Source organism: Rufibacter latericius (assembly GCF_003721515.1).
GTDB classification, from domain to species: domain Bacteria; phylum Bacteroidota; class Bacteroidia; order Cytophagales; family Hymenobacteraceae; genus Nibribacter; species Nibribacter latericius.
Genome location: NZ_RJJD01000001.1, coordinates 1 through 16,995, shown reverse-complemented (window position 1 = coordinate 16,995; position 16,995 = coordinate 1). Strand labels below are relative to the sequence as shown.

Below are 16,995 nucleotides of genomic sequence, written 5' to 3'. Positions count from 1 at the left end.
GGCGTTCTTTTTAGAAAACAGGCTGAAAAGGAGAGGGGGAGTGGGCTGATCTGCAAAGGCTACTGATTTTCGTTTCTTTCGTAGCGGGAAATGATCTCCTCGGCTTCCGGCTGGTCTAAAGAAGAGACAATCACCTTTACGGCGCCGCCTCCACCGGCAGACACTTGCCAGGGAGCAATAGAGCCTATATGCTGGTCTTTCAGAAAGGCCTGGATACCGGCGTTCTCCAGCATGCTTTTCACCACGTTTGCCTCCATGGCACTTCCAGAAAAAACAATGACCGGTTTTGGTTTGAAGTTGTCACGCATAGCTTGGTACAAAAAGGAGAGAGAAAGACCGCATGGAAGATAAGCCTTTCCGCTGAATGTTATACTTTTTACGGTTATCTGGTTTTCAGCCTGTTTTCCAGAAAACACCCTGAATAACCCAGCCTCATTCTCTAATTCACTCAATCATTCATTCTCTCATTCTCTCCATTAATCCATCAGAATTAGGTGGTGGTATAATGCCGTCTGAGCCATGCGCTGATGCCGCTCAATCCTGGGAAAAGGACCCGTTCGGTAATGTTAGCCTGGTCCAACTTGTCCCTGATCTCCCATTTCAGTTTTGCTGGAATTATTAAGCGGTAATACAGATCAGGGTGTTCCAGGAGCCAATCGCAGAGGAGAGCATCTGGGGTGGACATCATGGAGAAAAGCGCGTACTGGTGCACAATGCGTTCGTCTAGGGAAGGGGGCTCCATGAACAGCACAAACGGTTTTTCCTGGAATTCGCCCAGGCTGTTAAGGGAAGTAGCGATGGGTTCCAGGACCTCGGGGGTGAATACGTTGGAGCCTTCCTGCCGGATGACCTTTTGCAGTTTCTCAGGGAGATGCTCAGTGGATTTGACGTAGTTCACACACCAGATCACGCCGTCTTCGTGGAAGTTATTGAGGTCTGAGGTGGCAAAATGCAGCGCTACGTACGGAGAATAGGTCCAGTCCATGAGGCGGGTGGGCAGTCCGTGGTGCTGGGCCACGGCCAGCCAGTTCCAGAAAGACTCGCCTACCTCCATGGATCCTCGGGAGTATTTCCGGAAGTTCCGGAGCAGGTGAGGCTCCAGTTTAGGATAGTCTCCGCCAATGCGCATGAGGCTGGTCTTGAGGTTGTAGCTTTTGTTCCATAACCCCCTGAACACGTACGGCGAGCGGTACCGGTTCAGTTTATCATCCCAGGAATCCCGGAAAAGTTCACGCTGCAGTTCTTCCCAGGTCTGGATTCGTAGGTCATTTGGCATTGCCAAAGCATCAGATGGAGCTTCTTCACTCATGTCGTTTTCTACGATGGAGTAGGCCATAGGAGTTCTGGGGCTAAAACAGATTACGGGTTAATTCAAAAGTATTGGTATTAATACGAAAATGGGCCTGCAAGTTGTTCAGGTAGGGTTTATTTCACCTAAGCCATCATGGGCTTTAAAGGCCTTTTCACAAAAACAACCCTAAAACAGAAGAGCAGGCTTTAGGCCTGCTCTTCTGTTTTGCTTAATAATAAGTACCAGATATAAGATAGTTCTGCACGTAATCCTGTATGCCGGCTTCTAAGGTATGGAAGGGTTGGGAATACCCTATGCCCCGGAGTTTGGCCATGTTGGCCTGGGTGTAGTACTGGTATTTGTCCCGGATGTCCTCGGGAGTGTCTTTGAAATCAATGTTGATGTCTGCGCCCATGGCAGTGAAGGTGTTGAAGGCCAGATCAAGGAAGGTGCGGGCCTCGCCGCTACCCAGGTTGTAGATACCCGAGTTCTTGCGGTGGTTCATAAGCCAGAACATCACGTCCACCACGTCTTTCACATACACGAAATCACGCATCTGCTTGCCGTCTTCGTAGTCTGGGTTGTGCGAGCGGAACAAAGTCAGGCGGCCGGTGTCTTTGATGGAATTGAAGGCGTGCATCACCACCGAGGCCATTCTGCCTTTGTGGTATTCATTAGGCCCGTACACGTTGAAGAACTTGAGCCCCGCCCAGAAGAAAGGTTTGGCGGTTTGCTCCAGCGCCCAGATATCGAAATCGTTTTTAGATTCACCATAGGCATTCAGCGGACGCAGCAACGAGAGAATGGACTCGTCGTCGTCGTAGCCTAGGGTGCCGGAGCCGTACGTGGCCGCCGAGGAAGCGTACACCAATGGAATTTGGTACTCGCAGCAGGCGTTCCACATTTTTTTGGAGTAGTCCAGGTTCAAAAGATTGAGTACCTCCAGGTTGGTCTCGGTGGTGTCCGTGCGGGCTCCCAAATGGAAAATGAACTCCACATCTTCGTAATTCTTGTCTAGCCAGGTGAAGAAATCATGGCGGTCTACAAACTCCTTTATTCTTTTCCCCTCAACGTTAGGCAGCTTTTTAGCCACCGAAAAGTTGTCAACTACCACTATGTCATTGAAATTGGCAGCATTGAGACGGGAAACAAGGCAACTGGCGATAAATCCGGCTGCTCCGGTGACTACAATCATGGAAATAAAGTTAGGTTCAGTGCAAAGCTACCCAAAAGTACGAAAGTTTTGCTCGAACGATTTCCCCTCTGACCCAGCCCGAGGAGGCAGCCGTGATTCCGCTTTAGACTTGGTTTACCTAAATCGGCCTTAAAACAGAGCCTTCGTTTGAATGTCCTTAGCCGTTTTACTCTTATTTTTTAATAATCTGCTTAAAACGGCTGGAAGGAGGGAGGCAGAGAGGGTTCGGGCAAATGCTGTATCTTTGGCCGTTTTTCAACGGTAAAGTTTCCTTCTGTGGCTTTAACAGGTTTCTCTCGTTCTGTTTCTTCCCTTCGGGGATGGGTGCTAGGCTTTTTGTGTCTGCTCGCTTTAAGTGCCTGTGAGTCTAAAAAGCCGGCAACCACGGTGACCCCCAGTTTCCATACCGTCACCGATGACCTTGGCCGCAAGGTGAAACTTCCCGTTCAGCCGCGCCGGATCATGGCTCTGGCCCCGTCAATGACCGAAATGCTGTTTGCCGTCGCCGATACCGCTGCTATCGTTGGCCGTACCCAGAACTGTGATTTCCCCGCCGCTGCGCTTTCCAAACCCGTGGTCAACAATTACCCCATGGACTATGAGCGCCTGCTTTCCCTGAAACCTGATGTGGTGTTTGCCACCGAAGGCATTATCTCCATGGAAGTGGCCGCGCAGGTGCAGAAAATGGGCATCCCGATGTATTTCCAGGCCTATGACAGTGTGGCTGATATTCTCCGGGGCATCAGAACCTTGGGTTTTCTGCTGAAGCGCGAAGCAAAAGCCACCGCTGTGGCAGATTCCTTACAGGCTAGACTTAACCAACTGGCCATTGACACTGCCCGCGAGAGCCGCCCCCGGGTACTGGCTATCACCTGGCGAGACCCCATCTACGTGTTCGGCCGCAACACCCTCTTCACCGACAAACTGCGGTACGCCGGCGGTCAGAACGCCCTCACCGAAGTTTTTGCTCAGCCTTATCCAGCCCTCACCCGCGAATACATCCTGCAACTGAACCCAGATGTGATCATCGGCGGCGATTTCGAAAAGATGGAGAAGACCTTTTTCTCCTTGTACCCTGAACTGCGTCGCATCAAGGCGTACCAGACAAAGCGCATCTATGAGGTTACAGATGATCTCATGTCCAGGCCCAGCCCGCGCGTGGTGGAAGGAATTGCAGAGTTAAAAGCGGTGCTACGGTGAGAAAAGCGGCTCTTGTTCTGTTTCTTCTGCTAGTACTACTAGTTGCCGGTTTTTTTCTGGGCCTGAAGGTGGGAAGTCTGCCAACTTCTTACGTCACTGTTTTGGAGGCCCTTTTTGAATATGATGCTCAAAACGCTGCGCATTACAGCATCGTGCACTTACGTCTTCCTCGCCTGTTACTAGCGTTTCTCACCGGCGCTTCCTTGGCTTTCTCAGGGTATCTCATGCAAGCCCTGGTAAACAACGCCCTCGCCGATCCTTATCTGCTAGGTACCGCCTCAGGGGCTTCGCTGGGAGCATCGTTCAGTTTTTTCCTGCTCACCGACCTGAGCTTAATGGGATTGTACCTGCCGCCGTTCTTTGCACTAGTGGGTTCTTTTGCCGTAACGCTCGTGGTCGTTTTACTAGGATCCCGCCGCGGGCAGTTGATCCCAAGCCAGATGCTGCTGGTAGGGGTGGCCCTGAGTTCTCTGCTTACCGCCTTGGTGAGTTTGATTATGTTCCTCTCAGATTCAGAAAGCCAGCTGAAGTCGGTGGTGTTCTGGAGCATGGGCGGGTTTGAGAAGGCAGATTGGGCAAACCTTGGTTATCCCGCAGTGGCGCTGGCTGGTGGTTTAGTCCTGTTTTTCTTTTTGCAACGGCACCTGAGCGTATTGCTGCTAGGCGCAGAACGCGCCGAGACCCTGGGCGTAGATGTCCGGTTGATCCGGTGGATCATGCTGGTGACGGTTTCAGTGGTGACGGGTTTTGCGGTGGCGTTCTCGGGGCCGGTAGGCTTTGTGGGCCTCATGGTACCGCACCTCACGCGCGCCTTGCTGGGAACCACCAACCGATTCAACTTGATTGCCTGTGCTCTGGCCGGAGGGTTGTTTCTGGTGGCCTGTGATTTGATTTCCAGATGGATTTATCCGCCCGCCGGTATGCCAGTTGGGATCGTAACTTCCTTCTTTGGTGTGCCTTTCTTCGTATATTTGCTGCGAAGAAAGAATTACCGATTCAGTTAATGGTATACGTAAGCAGATTAGAGCATTTCAATGCGGCGCACAAGCTGCATAACCCCAATTGGTCGCTGGCAAAGAATAAGGAAGTTTTTGGGCCCTGCGCAAATACCAACTGGCATGGGCATAACTATGAACTGATCGTGACGGTGAAGGGAAAACCAGACCCAGACACTGGGTTCGTGATCGATTTAAAGAAACTGAGCACTCTCATCAGGGAGCACATCATCAAAAAGGTAGACCACAAAAACCTCAACATGGACGTGGCGTTCATGGAAGGCAAACTGGCCAGCACTGAGAACCTGGTGATGGAATTTTGGAACATCCTAAACCCCCTGATTCCTCGTATATCTGGTGCACAACTGCATAGCCTGAAGCTATATGAGACTCCCCGTAACTTTGTGGAATATTTTGGCGAATAGAGAGTACCTCCAAACTACTTAAGAAGAAGACAAGGCGAGATAATTTATCTGTACAAGCAATATAAGTTGATTCTAAACGTTCTGGCACAAACATTGTGTGAGGTGTTGGTATCGGCTTTTCATTGTCAAAGCCCTGTTCCTGTTCAGAACCCAATCAATGAAGTATTACATAATCGCCGGAGAACGCTCTGGAGACTTGCACGCCTCCAACCTGATCAAGCAACTGCATGAGCAAGATCCGCAGGCCCACATCAGGTGCTGGGGCGGGGACATGATGGAAGCCGCCGGCGCCGAGTTGGTGAAGCACTACCAGGAAATGGCCTTTATGGGCTTTCTGGAAGCCGCCAAAAACCTCTTCAAGATCAAGCGTTTTCTCAAAGAGTGCCAGGACGATCTGTTGGCTTTTCAGCCAGATGTGGTCATTCTGGTAGATTACGCTGGGTTCAACATGCGCATTGCTAAGTTCGCGAAAGAACACGGCCTCAAAGTCTTCTACTACATTTCCCCGAAGATCTGGGCTTGGAACCAGGGGCGCGTACACACCATCAAAAAGTTGGTAGACAAGATGTTTGTCATCATGCCCTTTGAGAAGGATTTCTACCAGAAGTTCGATTACAAAACCGATTATGTGGGTAACCCGGTGTCTGATGCCGTGGCTGCGCACCAGATAAACCCCAACTTCCGGAAAGACAACAACCTGGATGACCGCCCCATCATTGCGGTTTTGCCCGGCAGCCGCCAGCAAGAGATAGAGAACATCCTCTATATCATGCTCAGCATTTTGCCCCCCTTTCAGGATTACCAGTTTGTTGTAGCCGCGGTAAGCAACTTTGATAGGGAATATTACGAGCACTTCAACCGGGAGCCCTTCATCAAAATCGTCTACGACCAGACCTATGACATCCTGGCCAATGCCGAGGCTGCTCTGGTAACTTCCGGCACCGCCACTTTGGAAACCGCTATGTTCAGCGTACCGCAGGTGGTTTGCTACCGTACCAGCGCTGTTTCTTACTGGATTGGCCGCGCCGTGATCAAAGTGCCGTATATTTCCCTGGTAAATCTCATTGCCGGACGTAAAGTAGTACCTGAACTGATTCAAGGCGATATGAACGCCCAGAACCTAGTGAAAGAACTGAAGAACATTCTGCAGAACCCAAAAGGGCGTGCGGCGCAGTTGGACGGCTACAAGCGCGTGCAGGAACTGATTGGGGATTTCAACACCTCCCAGACCGCTGCCAAACTGATGGTTCAGTACCTGAAAGAAGGGAAAACCACCCCAGATACTACCAAGACATTAAAGTCGGTGCTTTAAGGCTCTTTTCTTGAAAACAGCTTTAAAGCATAATAAAAAGAGAAGGCCTCCCTTACTTTGTAGGGGAGGCCTTCTCTTTAAGCAGTAATCCAGAAAGCTTTTACGCTACTTTCAATTTCTTCACCGCTGATTTCTCGAATTTCTCACGGGCGTAGTCCAGCGTGATGATCAGGTCGCTGCTGCCTTCCTGCTCTTCTGAGGGCAGGTCAAACATAGCGTCGGTCATGATGCCTTCGCAGATGGAGCGCAAGCCGCGGGCGCCTAATTTATACTCAGAAGCTTTCTCCACGATGTACTCCAAAGTGTCCTCGGCAAACTCCAGGTTGATGTTCTCCATCTCGAACAGGCGCTTGTACTGTTTCACCAGGGAGTTCTTCGGCTCAGTCAGGATCAGGCGGAGGGTTTCTTTGTCCAGCGGGTTCAGGTGCGTCACTACTGGCAGACGACCAATCAACTCTGGTATTAAGCCGAAGGATTTCAGGTCTTGCGAGGTGATGTAGCGCAGGAAGTTCTCAGTGTCCATTTTCTCCTCCAGATTGGTAGAAGAGAACCCGATGGGTTTGGTATTCAGGCGGCTCTTGATGAGGCGATCGATGCCTACAAACGCGCCTCCGCAGATGAAGAGAATGTTCTCGGTGTTCACGGAGATCATCTTCTGCTCTGGGTGCTTACGGCCTCCCTGTGGTGGCACGTTTACAGAAGTACCTTCCAATAATTTCAATAATGCCTGCTGCACACCTTCACCGCTTACATCACGGGTGATGGAAGGGTTGTCGCTTTTGCGCGCAATTTTGTCAATCTCGTCAATATACACGATGCCGCGCTCGGCTGCCTCTACGTTGTAGTCGGCGGCTTGCAGGAGGCGGGTCAAGATGCTTTCCACGTCTTCGCCCACGTAACCGGCCTCAGTGAGGACGGTGGCATCAGCGATACAAAACGGAACTTGCAACACTCCGGCCAGCATGCGGGCCAGGAACGTTTTTCCGGTACCGGTTTCGCCTACCATGATGATGTTGGATTTCTCAATCACTACGTCATCGGTCTTCGGCTTTTGCATCAAACGCTTGTAGTGGTTGTACACCGCCACAGACATTACTTTTTTGGCTTCGTCCTGCCCTACCACAAACTGGTCAAGGTAGGTTTTCATTTCCCTTGGCTTGATCAGGTTGAATTTAGGCGCACGGTTGGTGGCACGCAACCGGTTCTCCTCATTTAGAATCTGCTGGGCTTGACCAATGCAACGCTCACAGATATGCGCGTTGATGCCTGAGATCATTACAGACACCTCTTTCTTATTCTTGCCGCAAAAGGAGCACGTTATTTCTGCCATAAAACCGGGAGTGGAGTGTACTTTTCCGGTCCTAAGGTGGGCCGGGTACGACAAAGTTACAAAATTGGTTAGGCACTACGCCAAAATATTTTTACACAAGGTTACCAACACCCTCTCTGAAGTGATTGGAAGCGAGGGAATTATAAAATATAGCCTATTTTGTATCTGATTGAAGCAGAACATACTGTATTGTATACGGAAGAACGCAGCCCATCAATCCACCTTAAATTCTTTCCTGAAAAATTTTCAGAAGCCCAAGGAAGGCATTCTGTTTTACTCTTGTTTTCCGGAAATCACACCTAAAACCAACTGAAATTCTGAGTAATGTCTGTTCAAGGAAAACAAGTTGCTAGTGGGTGTTTTTCTTTCATATTAGACCTAAACTGGTTGGAGAAAAACACCGATAAAACAAAAAAGACCCACTAAACAGCGGGTCTTTTTTATGCAGAACTAGGTCTTTTTTAGGCTTTGTGACGGGTTAACACCTCGTCAATCAAGCCATATTCTTTGGCTTCCTGGGCAATCATCCAGTAGTCACGGTCGCTGTCTTTGTCTACTTCTTCAATCGGCTTGCCGCTGTGGCTGGAGATGATTTCGTAAAGCTCTTTTTTCAGCTTCAGGATCTCACGGGCAGTAATCTCAATGTCTGAGGCCTGGCCTTGGGTACCACCCATTGGCTGGTGAATCATGACACGGGCGTGGGGCAGGGCAGAGCGCTTGTCTTTGGCGCCGCCGCAAAGCAACACCGCCCCCATGGAGGCTGCCAAACCGGTACAGATGGTGGCCACGTCTGGCTGCACGTACTGCATGGTGTCATAGATACCAAGACCCGCGTACACTGAGCCGCCTGGGCTGTTGATGTACAACAAGATGTCTTTTTTGGAGTCCACGCTTTCCAGGAACAGCAACTGGGCGGTAATGATGTTGGCGATATAATCATCTACCTGGGTGCCCAGGAAAATGATACGGTCTACCATCAGGCGGGAGAATACGTCAATCTCCCGGAAGTTGGTAGGTCTTTCCTCAATCACAGAACGCGTCATGCTGGTGGGGTGCATGTTCGTTTTGCTTTCAATGTGGGTGAGGTATTGGTCAACGCCAAGGCCACTCATGCCTAGGCCTTGCACGGCAAATTTTCTGAATTCGTCTTTCGTGTACATAAGGGTTCTGTTTAGATGCCTTAACTTAAAAAGAAACGCGTTGGTTACAAGAATAACCAGAAGGGCAGAGAAGGTCTGCTGGTTTCTGGGTTTGTTTTTCTAAAATCAGGCCAAAAACGGATAATGGAGTTTTACTGCCATTATGGCCGGAGACGGGGCAGGAGGCGTTCTCTCTACTTCTCAGAATTCTTGCCCCAGGAGGGCCAGTGCGTTCCGTCTTTAAAGTTGCACGTGATGCGTATCACGGGTCAAGATAAAGGTATTCCTTTTAATCACCGCTTTATCTGTGTTTCTGAACCAGTTTTCAGCGCCTGTCAGAAAATCAGGCTAACTAAAATCCTTTTTCAGATACCCATAGAAACAAAAAAGTCCTTACAATGTTGTAAGGACTTTTTTGTTTCTATGGGATGATACTGCTTAAGCACCCACTTTGTTACGGAATTCTTCAGCAGTCACGGTGTTTTCAGTGATAGTGATTTTCTCTTTCACAAACTCCAGTACTCTCTCAGCAACCAGGGCCTCGTACTCATTCACGAAGTTACGGCCGTTGTTTTGCTTCAGGTGGTTGTCCAGGAAGTTGTTGAACGTGTCTTCCATTTCTTCTGGCACCTCTGGCATGTTGAACTGGGCCATCATTTTCTGACGAGCACTGTTCACCACATCTTCGTTGGCAACTTTGATGTCATTCTCTTCCACCACTTTGTTGCGGATCATAGACCATTTCAGCTCCTTCACATACTGATCGTAGAACTCATCAATCTGCTCAGTAGTGATTTTTCCTTCGTTGGTCACGGCTAACCAGCGTTTGAAGAACTCCTGCGGGATCTCAATGGAAGATTTCTCCACCAGTTGGTCAATCACATCGCGGTCCAGCACGTTTACGGCCTCACGGTCATAGTTCTCTTTGATCACCTCGCGTACTTTGGCGTCAAATTCTTCCTGCGTGGTCACGTTGCCTTGTCCGAAGATCTTATCGAAGAACTCCTGGTTCATCTCGGCTGGCTCGGTGCGGTTGATTTTTTCTACCGTGAACGTGAATTGGCCGTTCAGGTCTTTGGTTACTTCTTTGCTCAGGCCGGTTACGTGTGCCAAAGCGGCATCATCGCCAAACGCTTCGCGGATGTCAAAGGTGATGGTGTCACTTGGCTTCACGCCAACAAACGTTTCAATACCAGCTACAACCTTGTTGATAGGAAGCAGGGTTTTGGTTTCAAACTCGCCTTCTACTTGCTTCAGGTCACCGTATAGGTAATCGTTGGCCTCAGAAACCTCTGGGTTAGTGGTTTGACCGAACTGGCGCTGCATCTGCTCGTAGGCTTCGTCAACGGTGGTTTGGTCCACCTCGATGTCATATTTCTGCACAGACATCTCGTTCAAAGGCAGTTCAAACTCTGGCAACAGACCCACGGCGTAGCTGAACTCAAACTCTTTCTGGGTATCCCAGTCAATGGCGTTCTCGTCCTGACGCTCTGGAAGCGGTTCGCCCAAGATGCGCAGTTTGTTTTCTTTGATGTAGTTGTTCACCGACTCGTGCAGCAACTGGTTGATAGACTCCACCAGGATGCCTTTGCCGTACATCTTACGGATCAACCCAGCCGGAACCTTACCAGGACGGAAGCCTTTGATGTTGGCTTTCTTGCTGTATTCTTTGATTTGCTCGTCTACACGGGCGGCGTAGTCGGCCTCTTGCAGGCTAACTTTTAGGCTGGCATTCTGGCCATCGGTTTGATTGAGGGTGATATTCAAAGCTATCAGATTTTAATTGTGCTACGGATAAATTGAAAAAACCCCCAACCCCGGTTGGGATTGAGGGTTTGTTTTGTGCGGATGGAGGGACTCGAACCCCCATGCCTCGCAGCGCTAGATCCTAAGTCTAGTGCGTCTACCAATTTCGCCACATCCGCATCAATGTGTTTTTGTATTTGGTGCTGCAAATGTAGCAAACTTCTTTTTGTTTATGCAACTCTCTTTCGTTTTTTTTGTAGAAATTTATAAAAACAGGTCAAAAACGTAAAGGCGCTTGCCAGACCACGGATTTTGATGTACCTACCCAGATGATTGATCACGAAGCAGAACGGAAAGAAATCCTGCGCCATTACAGAAAGTTGCTGCGCCATGCCAAGCCTTTCCTGAAAGACAACGACGCCAAGATTATAAAGAAAGCCTTTAACACCTCGTTGGAGGCCCACAAAGATATGCGCCGCAAGTCCGGCGAGCCTTATATTCTGCACCCTTTAGCGGTGGCCCAGATTGCGGTAGAGGAGATTGGCCTGGGAACAACCTCCATTGTGGCGGCCCTGCTCCACGACGTAGTGGAAGACACCGACCTGGAGATCGCTGACATTGAACGGGACTTTGGGCCCAGTGTGGCCAAGATCATCGAAGGCCTGACCAAAATATCGGGGGTATTTGAATACGGCACCTCTCAGCAGGCCGAGAACTTTAGGAAAATGCTACTCACGCTCTCAGACGATGTTCGCGTGATCCTGATAAAACTGGCCGACCGTTTGCACAACATGCGCACGTTAGGCAGCATGGCCCGCGACAAGCAGCTAAAGATTGCCTCTGAGACCATGTACTTATATGCCCCCTTGGCGCATAGGCTGGGTTTGTATGCCATAAAGTCTGAGTTAGAAGACCTGCACCTGAAGTACACAGATACCGAGACCTACAAATTCATCTCGAACAAGATCCGGCAGACCAAAGCCGCCCGGAACAAGTTCATTGGTGATTTCATTGGCCCCGTGGAGGAAGAGTTGCGACGCCAGGGCTTCACGAATTTTGAGGTAAAGGGACGTCCCAAGTCCATTTACTCCATCCTCAAGAAGATGAAGAAGCAGAACGTTACCTTCGAGGAAATCTATGACCTGTTCGCCATCCGGATCATTCTGGATGTGCCCTATGAGCAGGAAAAGCCGGTCTGCTGGCGGGTTTATTCCATTGTGACCGACTTCTATCAGCCCAACCCAGACCGCCTGCGCGACTGGATCAGTACGCCTAAGGCCAACGGCTACGAGGCGCTGCACACCACCGTAATGAGCAAGACCGGCCAATGGGTAGAGGTGCAGATCAGGACCAAACGCATGGACGACATCGCGGAGCGCGGGTACGCGGCCCACTGGAAATACAAAACCGGAAGCAATGCACCTGCAGAGTCTGGCCTTGACAATTGGATCAACAAAGTGCGCGACATGCTGGACGTAAACAACACCAATGCCATCGAGTTCCTGGACGAGTTCCGAACCAACCTGTTCGTGGAAGAAGTGTTTGTCTTTACGCCAAAAGGCGAGTTGATCATCTTGCCTGACCGTGCTACCGCTCTGGACTTCGCTTTCGAGATTCACACGCACATCGGGTATCAAAGCCTGGGCGCCAAGGTAAACCAGAAACTGGTGCCCCTCAGCTATAGATTGCACAACGGAGACCAGGTTGAGATTCTAACCTCTCAGAAGCAGAAACCTACCGGCGAGTGGCTTAAATTCGTGACCACTTCCAAAGCCCGTTCCAAGATAAAAGAGTTTTTGCGCGAAGAACGCAAAAGCAAAGCCGAAGAAGGAAAAGAGCAGGTAATTGACCGTTTGGAATTACTGTCTATTGAACCATCGGCTGGCAACCTGAACCGACTGGCGGCTTACTTCAACGCTTCCTCGCTGCAGGACTTCTATTATAGAGTGGCCGTGAACCTGATCGATCTGAAGGAGATCAAGGAATACATCTTCAATCCGCAGAGCGAGAAGTATCAGCCCGCGTCTTTGCTCATGGGTTCAACCTTTGACAAAGAAGTGGAGAAAATCAGGGGCATTAACTCACAGTTGCTGGTCATTGGCGGTGGCACTGATAAAATTGATTACGAACTGGCCAACTGTTGCAACCCAATCCCGGGTGATGATGTGTTCGGTTTCCAGACGGTAGACCACGGCATTACCATCCACCGGACTACTTGCCCCAAAGCCGTGGAGCTGATGTCAAACTACGGGCACCGCATTGTGAAGGCCAAGTGGACCGGCCAGCAGGAGCTTTCCTTTCTGGCAGGGATCACCCTTAAGGGAACCGATAGGGTAGGTCTGGTGAATGATGTGACCAAGGTCATTTCCAACTCCCTGAAGGTGAACATGCGTTCCATCACCATTGACTCGCACGACGGCGTGTTTGAAGGCCGACTGATGATTTTCGTAAACGACACTGCCCAACTGGAGAAACTCATCCAGAAGCTGCTGAAAGTAAACGGCGTCTTAAGCGTTGACCGCTTCGACTCGTGAGTCTGCTCTATATATAAACAGAGAAGCCCACCTCATCAGGTGGGCTTCTCTGTTTATATATACGTGTAATAGGAGGAGGAATTCAAGGTCAGGCTTTCTGTTTTGGGCCTGTTTTTACAAAATCAGTCCTTAAACTACTTATCCCGAAGGATGAAAAGGCTTTGGGCCGTTTTTAGAATTTATAGCTTAAACCGATGGTGATATGAGACATAGGGCCGGTCTCCAGTTCCAGGTTAGCTCCTACGTTGTCGGTGAAGAAATAACGGGCACCAGCCAGTACTCCAACTTTTACTTCCCCTTCTGAGGCATCACCGTAGTAATAATCATCCCAGTTTACTTTGGTTCTGGCGTAGCCTAGGGTTAAGCCAGCGTACGTGTCCAGTTTCTCGTTTTTGGCCAAGTCAATGTGATAGGCTCCTTTAGCCGCGAAATACATTACGGTCCATTTGTAATCGCCTTCTCCCCACTTATAGTGTGAGTAAGAGAAAACACCCCCTACGCCAATGGTTCCCGGTCCGGCGGCCACATTCAAGCCTCTCTCATAAGAAACCGTTAAGGGCATGAGGGTACTGCCACCCTTGGGGTAATCCAGGTTGTTTACTAAGCCTATCCCAAAACTGATTACGTTGCTGCCGCCGGTAAAGCCGGAAACGCTTCTTTGAGCTTTGGCTGTGCTTACTTCAGGAGCGGCCACCGGCTCGGCAACGGCTGTCTCAACGGGTTGGGCGGGGGTAGCAGCGGCTATTGTCTTGGCTGGGGCTTTCTTTGGAGCCGCAGTAGCAGTGGTGGCGGGTTTTCTCTGGGTAGAGGCCGCAGTATACGTTTTCGGTTTAGAGGAAGCAGAAGCCGTAGTAGTTGTTTTGGCTTTCGCCTGAGGGGAAGTGGCTGTTGCCGTTTTCGCTTTGGTTTGCGCACTGGAAGCGGTAGTAGACGTTTTTGTTTTGGTCTGCGCCGAAGCCGCTAAAGAAGCTAAACATACCAGGCCTGTTAATGTAAGCGTGCGCATGCCATGCAAAAAGGTTAACTTTTTCATAATGATAATTTTTCTGAAGGGTTAAAAATGTCTTGACTAGTTATGAGAATGTTTGAAAGGCCTTTCGTCACAATTCTTATTTGGTGTTCTGCTTCTTTAGACACGGTGAAGAGAGGTTACCCCTACCTTTGCGTTTTAAAATTTGATTGTTCTGGATGAACCCGTTATTTCAGGGGATGAAATGGGCTAAACAGGTCCCGAAACGGAAAGGGAAAAAGAGCGGAATTCGGGTTACCCGTTTTTCGGGTGGTTTCCTGAAACAAGGCTGTAAACAGAAAAGGGAAAGTTAGGCTTAAAGGAAAAGGCAATAAAAGAAGTTGGAGGCCCTTTCCTTTGTTGAGGAGGCGAAAGGCCGGCAGGCCTTAGGAAAAAGCTACCGGCATTAGTTTTTCTGGATTTCCTTTTTGGGGCTGTTTTTAGCATTCCCACCTAAAACCTGTTAAGTTTGTAGCAGAAGAAGGCGTATGGCACTAGATGAAGCGAAATTCCTGGAGGTGAAGAAGATTTTCACCGCCTACTTAGAAAGCAAAAGGCTCCGGAAAACTCCTGAGCGTTATGCTATCTTAGAAGAAATATATTCCCGCTCTGGTCATTTTGATGTGGAGTCGCTGTACATCAGCATGAAAAACAAGAACTACCAGGTGAGCAGGGCCACCGTATACAATACCCTGGACCTACTGGTAGAAAACGATCTGGTGAGTAAACACCAGTTTGGGCGCAACCTGGCCCAGTATGAGAAATCGTACGGGCGCCGCCAGCATGACCATGTGATCTGTACCGAGTGCCATAAGGTGGTGGAGTTCTGTGACCCTCGGGTGCATAACATTCAGACCATGGTAGGAGAGTTGCTGAACTTCAATATTCTGCACCACTCCTTAAACTTGTACGGCATCTGTGGCGACTGCCAGGCTAAACTAAACGCACCTTTCCATGAAAATTGACCACACCCTGGAGAACAACATTCTCATCATTAGGTTAGAGGGCGACATGATAGGAGGACCCGAGACGCAGCGTCTCATGGACCTGGCCAATAATACCATAGATGAGTCTATGCTGCTGTCAGCGGTAGACCTCTCCAATGTTCGGTTTATCAACAGCACCGGTATAGGCGTGTTGGTTTCTCTCCTGACCAAGTTCAGAAACAGAGGCGGCGAGCTTATCCTCATCAATCCCTCAGAACAAATTCGTAAGTTATTAATCATCACCAAACTGAACGCCATTTTCACCATTGCCGAAGATGATTCCAGTGCCGTTCAGCTCCTTAAAGAATCAGTTTAATGCCAGTTGACATTTTAGTAGGCCTCCAATGGGGCGATGAAGGAAAAGGGAAGATCGTAGACGTCCTTGCTCCGCAGTATGATGTGGTAGCCCGTTTCCAGGGTGGCCCCAATGCCGGTCACACGCTTGAGTTTGAAGGCACCAAACACGTGCTGCATCAGATACCTTCGGGGATTTTCCATGAGCACATCACCAACATCATCGGGAACGGCGTAGTGCTGGACCCTATCGTGTTCCGCACCGAGGTAGAGAAATTGACCGCCCGGGGCGTTGATGCTTCCCGCAACCTCTTCATCTCCAAAAAAGCCCAGTTGATTTTGCCTTCGCACAAAAGCTTAGACAGAATCTCTGAAGAGGCTTTAGGTACCTCCAAGATTGGTTCTACTCAAAAAGGAATTGGTCCTGCTTACCAGGATAAAATCGGCCGCAGTGGTTTGCGCGTAGGCGACATCCTTCAGCCCGATTTCCAGGAGCGTTATCAGGCTACGGTAGCCAAGCACCAGAAAATAGCCTCTTTTTACCAAAAGAGCCTTGAAATAGAAGAACTGGAGCAGAAGTTCTTCAGTGCTATTGACTTCCTGAGAACCTTCACGCTGGTTGATTCTGAGTACATGATCAACCAGGCGCTTAAAGACGGTAAAAAAATCCTGGCCGAGGGAGCCCAGGGATCACTCCTGGACATTGACTTCGGGACTTACCCATTCGTGACTTCCTCTAATACGTTGGTAGCTGGTGCCTGCACTGGTCTGGGGATTGCCCCTCGCCACATTGGGGAAGTATACGGGATTTTCAAAGCATACTGTACCCGCGTAGGAAGCGGACCTTTCCCTACCGAGCTTCATGACGAAGTAGGGGAGAGAATCCGTCAGGCCGGAAGAGAGTTTGGTTCCACTACAGGCCGTCCTCGTCGTTGCGGCTGGATCGATCTTCCTACCCTGAAGTATGCCATCATGCTCAACGGTGTAACCCAACTGAACATGATGAAGGCCGATGTTCTGGATGAGTTCGATGAAATCAGTGTCTGCACCCATTACAAACTTCCCGACGGTACCATCACCGATCAGGTACCGCATGACTTAGACAAAACCGAACTCACGCCGGTGTACATCACCATGAAAGGCTGGGGAGAGGAACTTCGTAATTATGAATCCTACAATGCGCTGCCTAAAGCAGTTCTGGAGTACGTGGCTTATTTGGAGGAGCAGTTAGAGGTAAGCGTGAACATCATAAGCGTAGGGCCAGATAGAAAAAGCACTTTGGTCAAGTAAGTAAAAGCTTTGACCATACCATATAAGGAAAGAGGCAGGGGGATGAATCCCCCTGCCTCTTTCCTTATATGGTTCCTTCGTTTGGACCGGCTTTCCTGTAATCCGGGGTTTGGCGCCCGTTTTCGCCAAAAGGGGGCAGGACTGGACAGAAGAGAAAATCTTCCCATGCCGGAACTTCAACTGCCTTCCCGTGGTTACCGCTCAGTGTCCGGCAGGGACGCCCCTGAAAGTGGAGCCCTCAAGAAAATA

General features: G+C 49.7%; 15 protein-coding genes and 1 tRNA gene. 8 read left to right on the top strand and 8 right to left on the bottom strand.

What is annotated here, in order from left to right:
• Nucleotides 1-59: 59 nt before the first annotated feature.
• The 3 genes from EFB08_RS23295 to rfaD all read right to left on the bottom strand — a co-directional run bounded on the left by EFB08_RS23295 (nucleotide 60) and on the right by rfaD (nucleotide 2,486).
• Complete coding sequence (locus EFB08_RS23295; protein WP_125077609.1) at nucleotides 60-308, bottom strand: putative signal transducing protein; 249 nt, start codon at nucleotides 306-308, stop codon at nucleotides 60-62.
• 182 nt (nucleotides 309-490) lie between these two features.
• Entirely contained in the window at nucleotides 491-1,336 is an 846-nt protein-coding gene (locus EFB08_RS00075; protein WP_227006148.1) for an FRG domain-containing protein, read from the bottom strand.
• Between the two features lie 184 nt (nucleotides 1,337-1,520).
• Nucleotides 1,521-2,486, bottom strand: coding sequence for an ADP-glyceromanno-heptose 6-epimerase (gene rfaD, locus EFB08_RS00070; RefSeq protein WP_123124883.1), 966 nt, complete (start codon nucleotides 2,484-2,486; stop codon nucleotides 1,521-1,523).
• 276 nt (nucleotides 2,487-2,762) lie between these two features.
• Between rfaD and EFB08_RS00065 the strand changes: the two genes are divergently transcribed.
• From EFB08_RS00065 to lpxB, 4 genes are all read left to right on the top strand, one after another.
• A complete protein-coding gene (locus tag EFB08_RS00065; RefSeq protein ID WP_227006147.1) occupies nucleotides 2,763-3,686 on the top strand; it encodes a helical backbone metal receptor in 924 nt (307 codons plus the stop codon).
• Nucleotides 3,687-3,754: 68 nt separating this feature from the next.
• Entirely contained in the window at nucleotides 3,755-4,690 is a 936-nt protein-coding gene (locus tag EFB08_RS00060) for a FecCD family ABC transporter permease (protein ID WP_449417059.1), read from the top strand.
• The gene (locus tag EFB08_RS00055; protein ID WP_062542252.1) at nucleotides 4,690-5,106 is read left to right on the top strand and encodes a 6-pyruvoyl trahydropterin synthase family protein; all 417 of its coding nucleotides are present in this window, start codon (nucleotides 4,690-4,692) and stop codon (nucleotides 5,104-5,106) included. The genes EFB08_RS00060 and EFB08_RS00055 overlap by 1 nt, the downstream gene beginning before the upstream one ends.
• 157 nt (nucleotides 5,107-5,263) lie before the next feature.
• Nucleotides 5,264-6,418, top strand: a complete 1,155-nt coding sequence (gene lpxB, locus EFB08_RS00050; RefSeq protein WP_123124882.1) for a lipid-A-disaccharide synthase — start codon at nucleotides 5,264-5,266, stop codon at nucleotides 6,416-6,418.
• 100 nt (nucleotides 6,419-6,518) lie between these two features.
• On the opposite strand, the gene clpX is transcribed toward lpxB, so the two are convergent.
• The 4 genes from clpX to EFB08_RS00030 all read right to left on the bottom strand — a co-directional run bounded on the left by clpX (nucleotide 6,519) and on the right by EFB08_RS00030 (nucleotide 10,812).
• Complete coding sequence (clpX, locus tag EFB08_RS00045; RefSeq protein WP_123124881.1) at nucleotides 6,519-7,748, bottom strand: ATP-dependent Clp protease ATP-binding subunit ClpX; 1,230 nt, start codon at nucleotides 7,746-7,748, stop codon at nucleotides 6,519-6,521.
• A gap of 461 nt (nucleotides 7,749-8,209) precedes the next feature.
• A complete protein-coding gene (locus EFB08_RS00040; protein ID WP_123124880.1) occupies nucleotides 8,210-8,908 on the bottom strand; it encodes a ClpP family protease in 699 nt (232 codons plus the stop codon).
• A gap of 417 nt (nucleotides 8,909-9,325) precedes the next feature.
• The gene (gene tig / locus EFB08_RS00035) at nucleotides 9,326-10,654 is read right to left on the bottom strand and encodes a trigger factor (protein ID WP_123124879.1); all 1,329 of its coding nucleotides are present in this window, start codon (nucleotides 10,652-10,654) and stop codon (nucleotides 9,326-9,328) included.
• A 76-nt stretch (nucleotides 10,655-10,730) separates the two neighbouring features.
• Nucleotides 10,731-10,812, bottom strand: a tRNA-Leu gene (locus EFB08_RS00030).
• Between the two features lie 150 nt (nucleotides 10,813-10,962).
• Between EFB08_RS00030 and EFB08_RS00025 the strand changes: the two genes are divergently transcribed.
• Entirely contained in the window at nucleotides 10,963-13,167 is a 2,205-nt protein-coding gene (locus tag EFB08_RS00025) for a RelA/SpoT family protein (RefSeq protein WP_123124878.1), read from the top strand.
• A gap of 172 nt (nucleotides 13,168-13,339) precedes the next feature.
• Here the strand turns inward: EFB08_RS00025 and EFB08_RS00020 are convergent, their stop codons facing one another.
• Nucleotides 13,340-14,200 carry an outer membrane protein gene (locus EFB08_RS00020; RefSeq protein ID WP_123124877.1) on the bottom strand — a complete coding sequence of 287 codons (861 nt, stop codon included), beginning with the start codon at nucleotides 14,198-14,200 and terminating at the stop codon, nucleotides 13,340-13,342.
• A 464-nt stretch (nucleotides 14,201-14,664) separates the two neighbouring features.
• Between EFB08_RS00020 and EFB08_RS00015 the strand changes: the two genes are divergently transcribed.
• Genes EFB08_RS00015 through EFB08_RS00005 form a run of 3 tightly spaced genes read left to right on the top strand, consistent with a single transcriptional unit; the run spans nucleotide 14,665 to nucleotide 16,746 of the window.
• On the top strand, nucleotides 14,665-15,141 hold the full coding sequence (locus EFB08_RS00015; RefSeq protein WP_123124876.1) for a Fur family transcriptional regulator: 477 nt from the start codon (nucleotides 14,665-14,667) through the stop codon (nucleotides 15,139-15,141).
• Nucleotides 15,131-15,478: an STAS domain-containing protein gene (locus tag EFB08_RS00010; protein WP_123124875.1), complete on the top strand. Its 348-nt coding sequence runs from the start codon at nucleotides 15,131-15,133 to the stop codon at nucleotides 15,476-15,478. The genes EFB08_RS00015 and EFB08_RS00010 overlap by 11 nt, the downstream gene beginning before the upstream one ends.
• Entirely contained in the window at nucleotides 15,478-16,746 is a 1,269-nt protein-coding gene (locus EFB08_RS00005) for an adenylosuccinate synthase (RefSeq protein WP_123124874.1), read from the top strand. Before EFB08_RS00010 ends, EFB08_RS00005 begins: the two co-directional genes overlap by 1 nt.
• Nucleotides 16,747-16,995 lie beyond the last annotated feature (249 nt).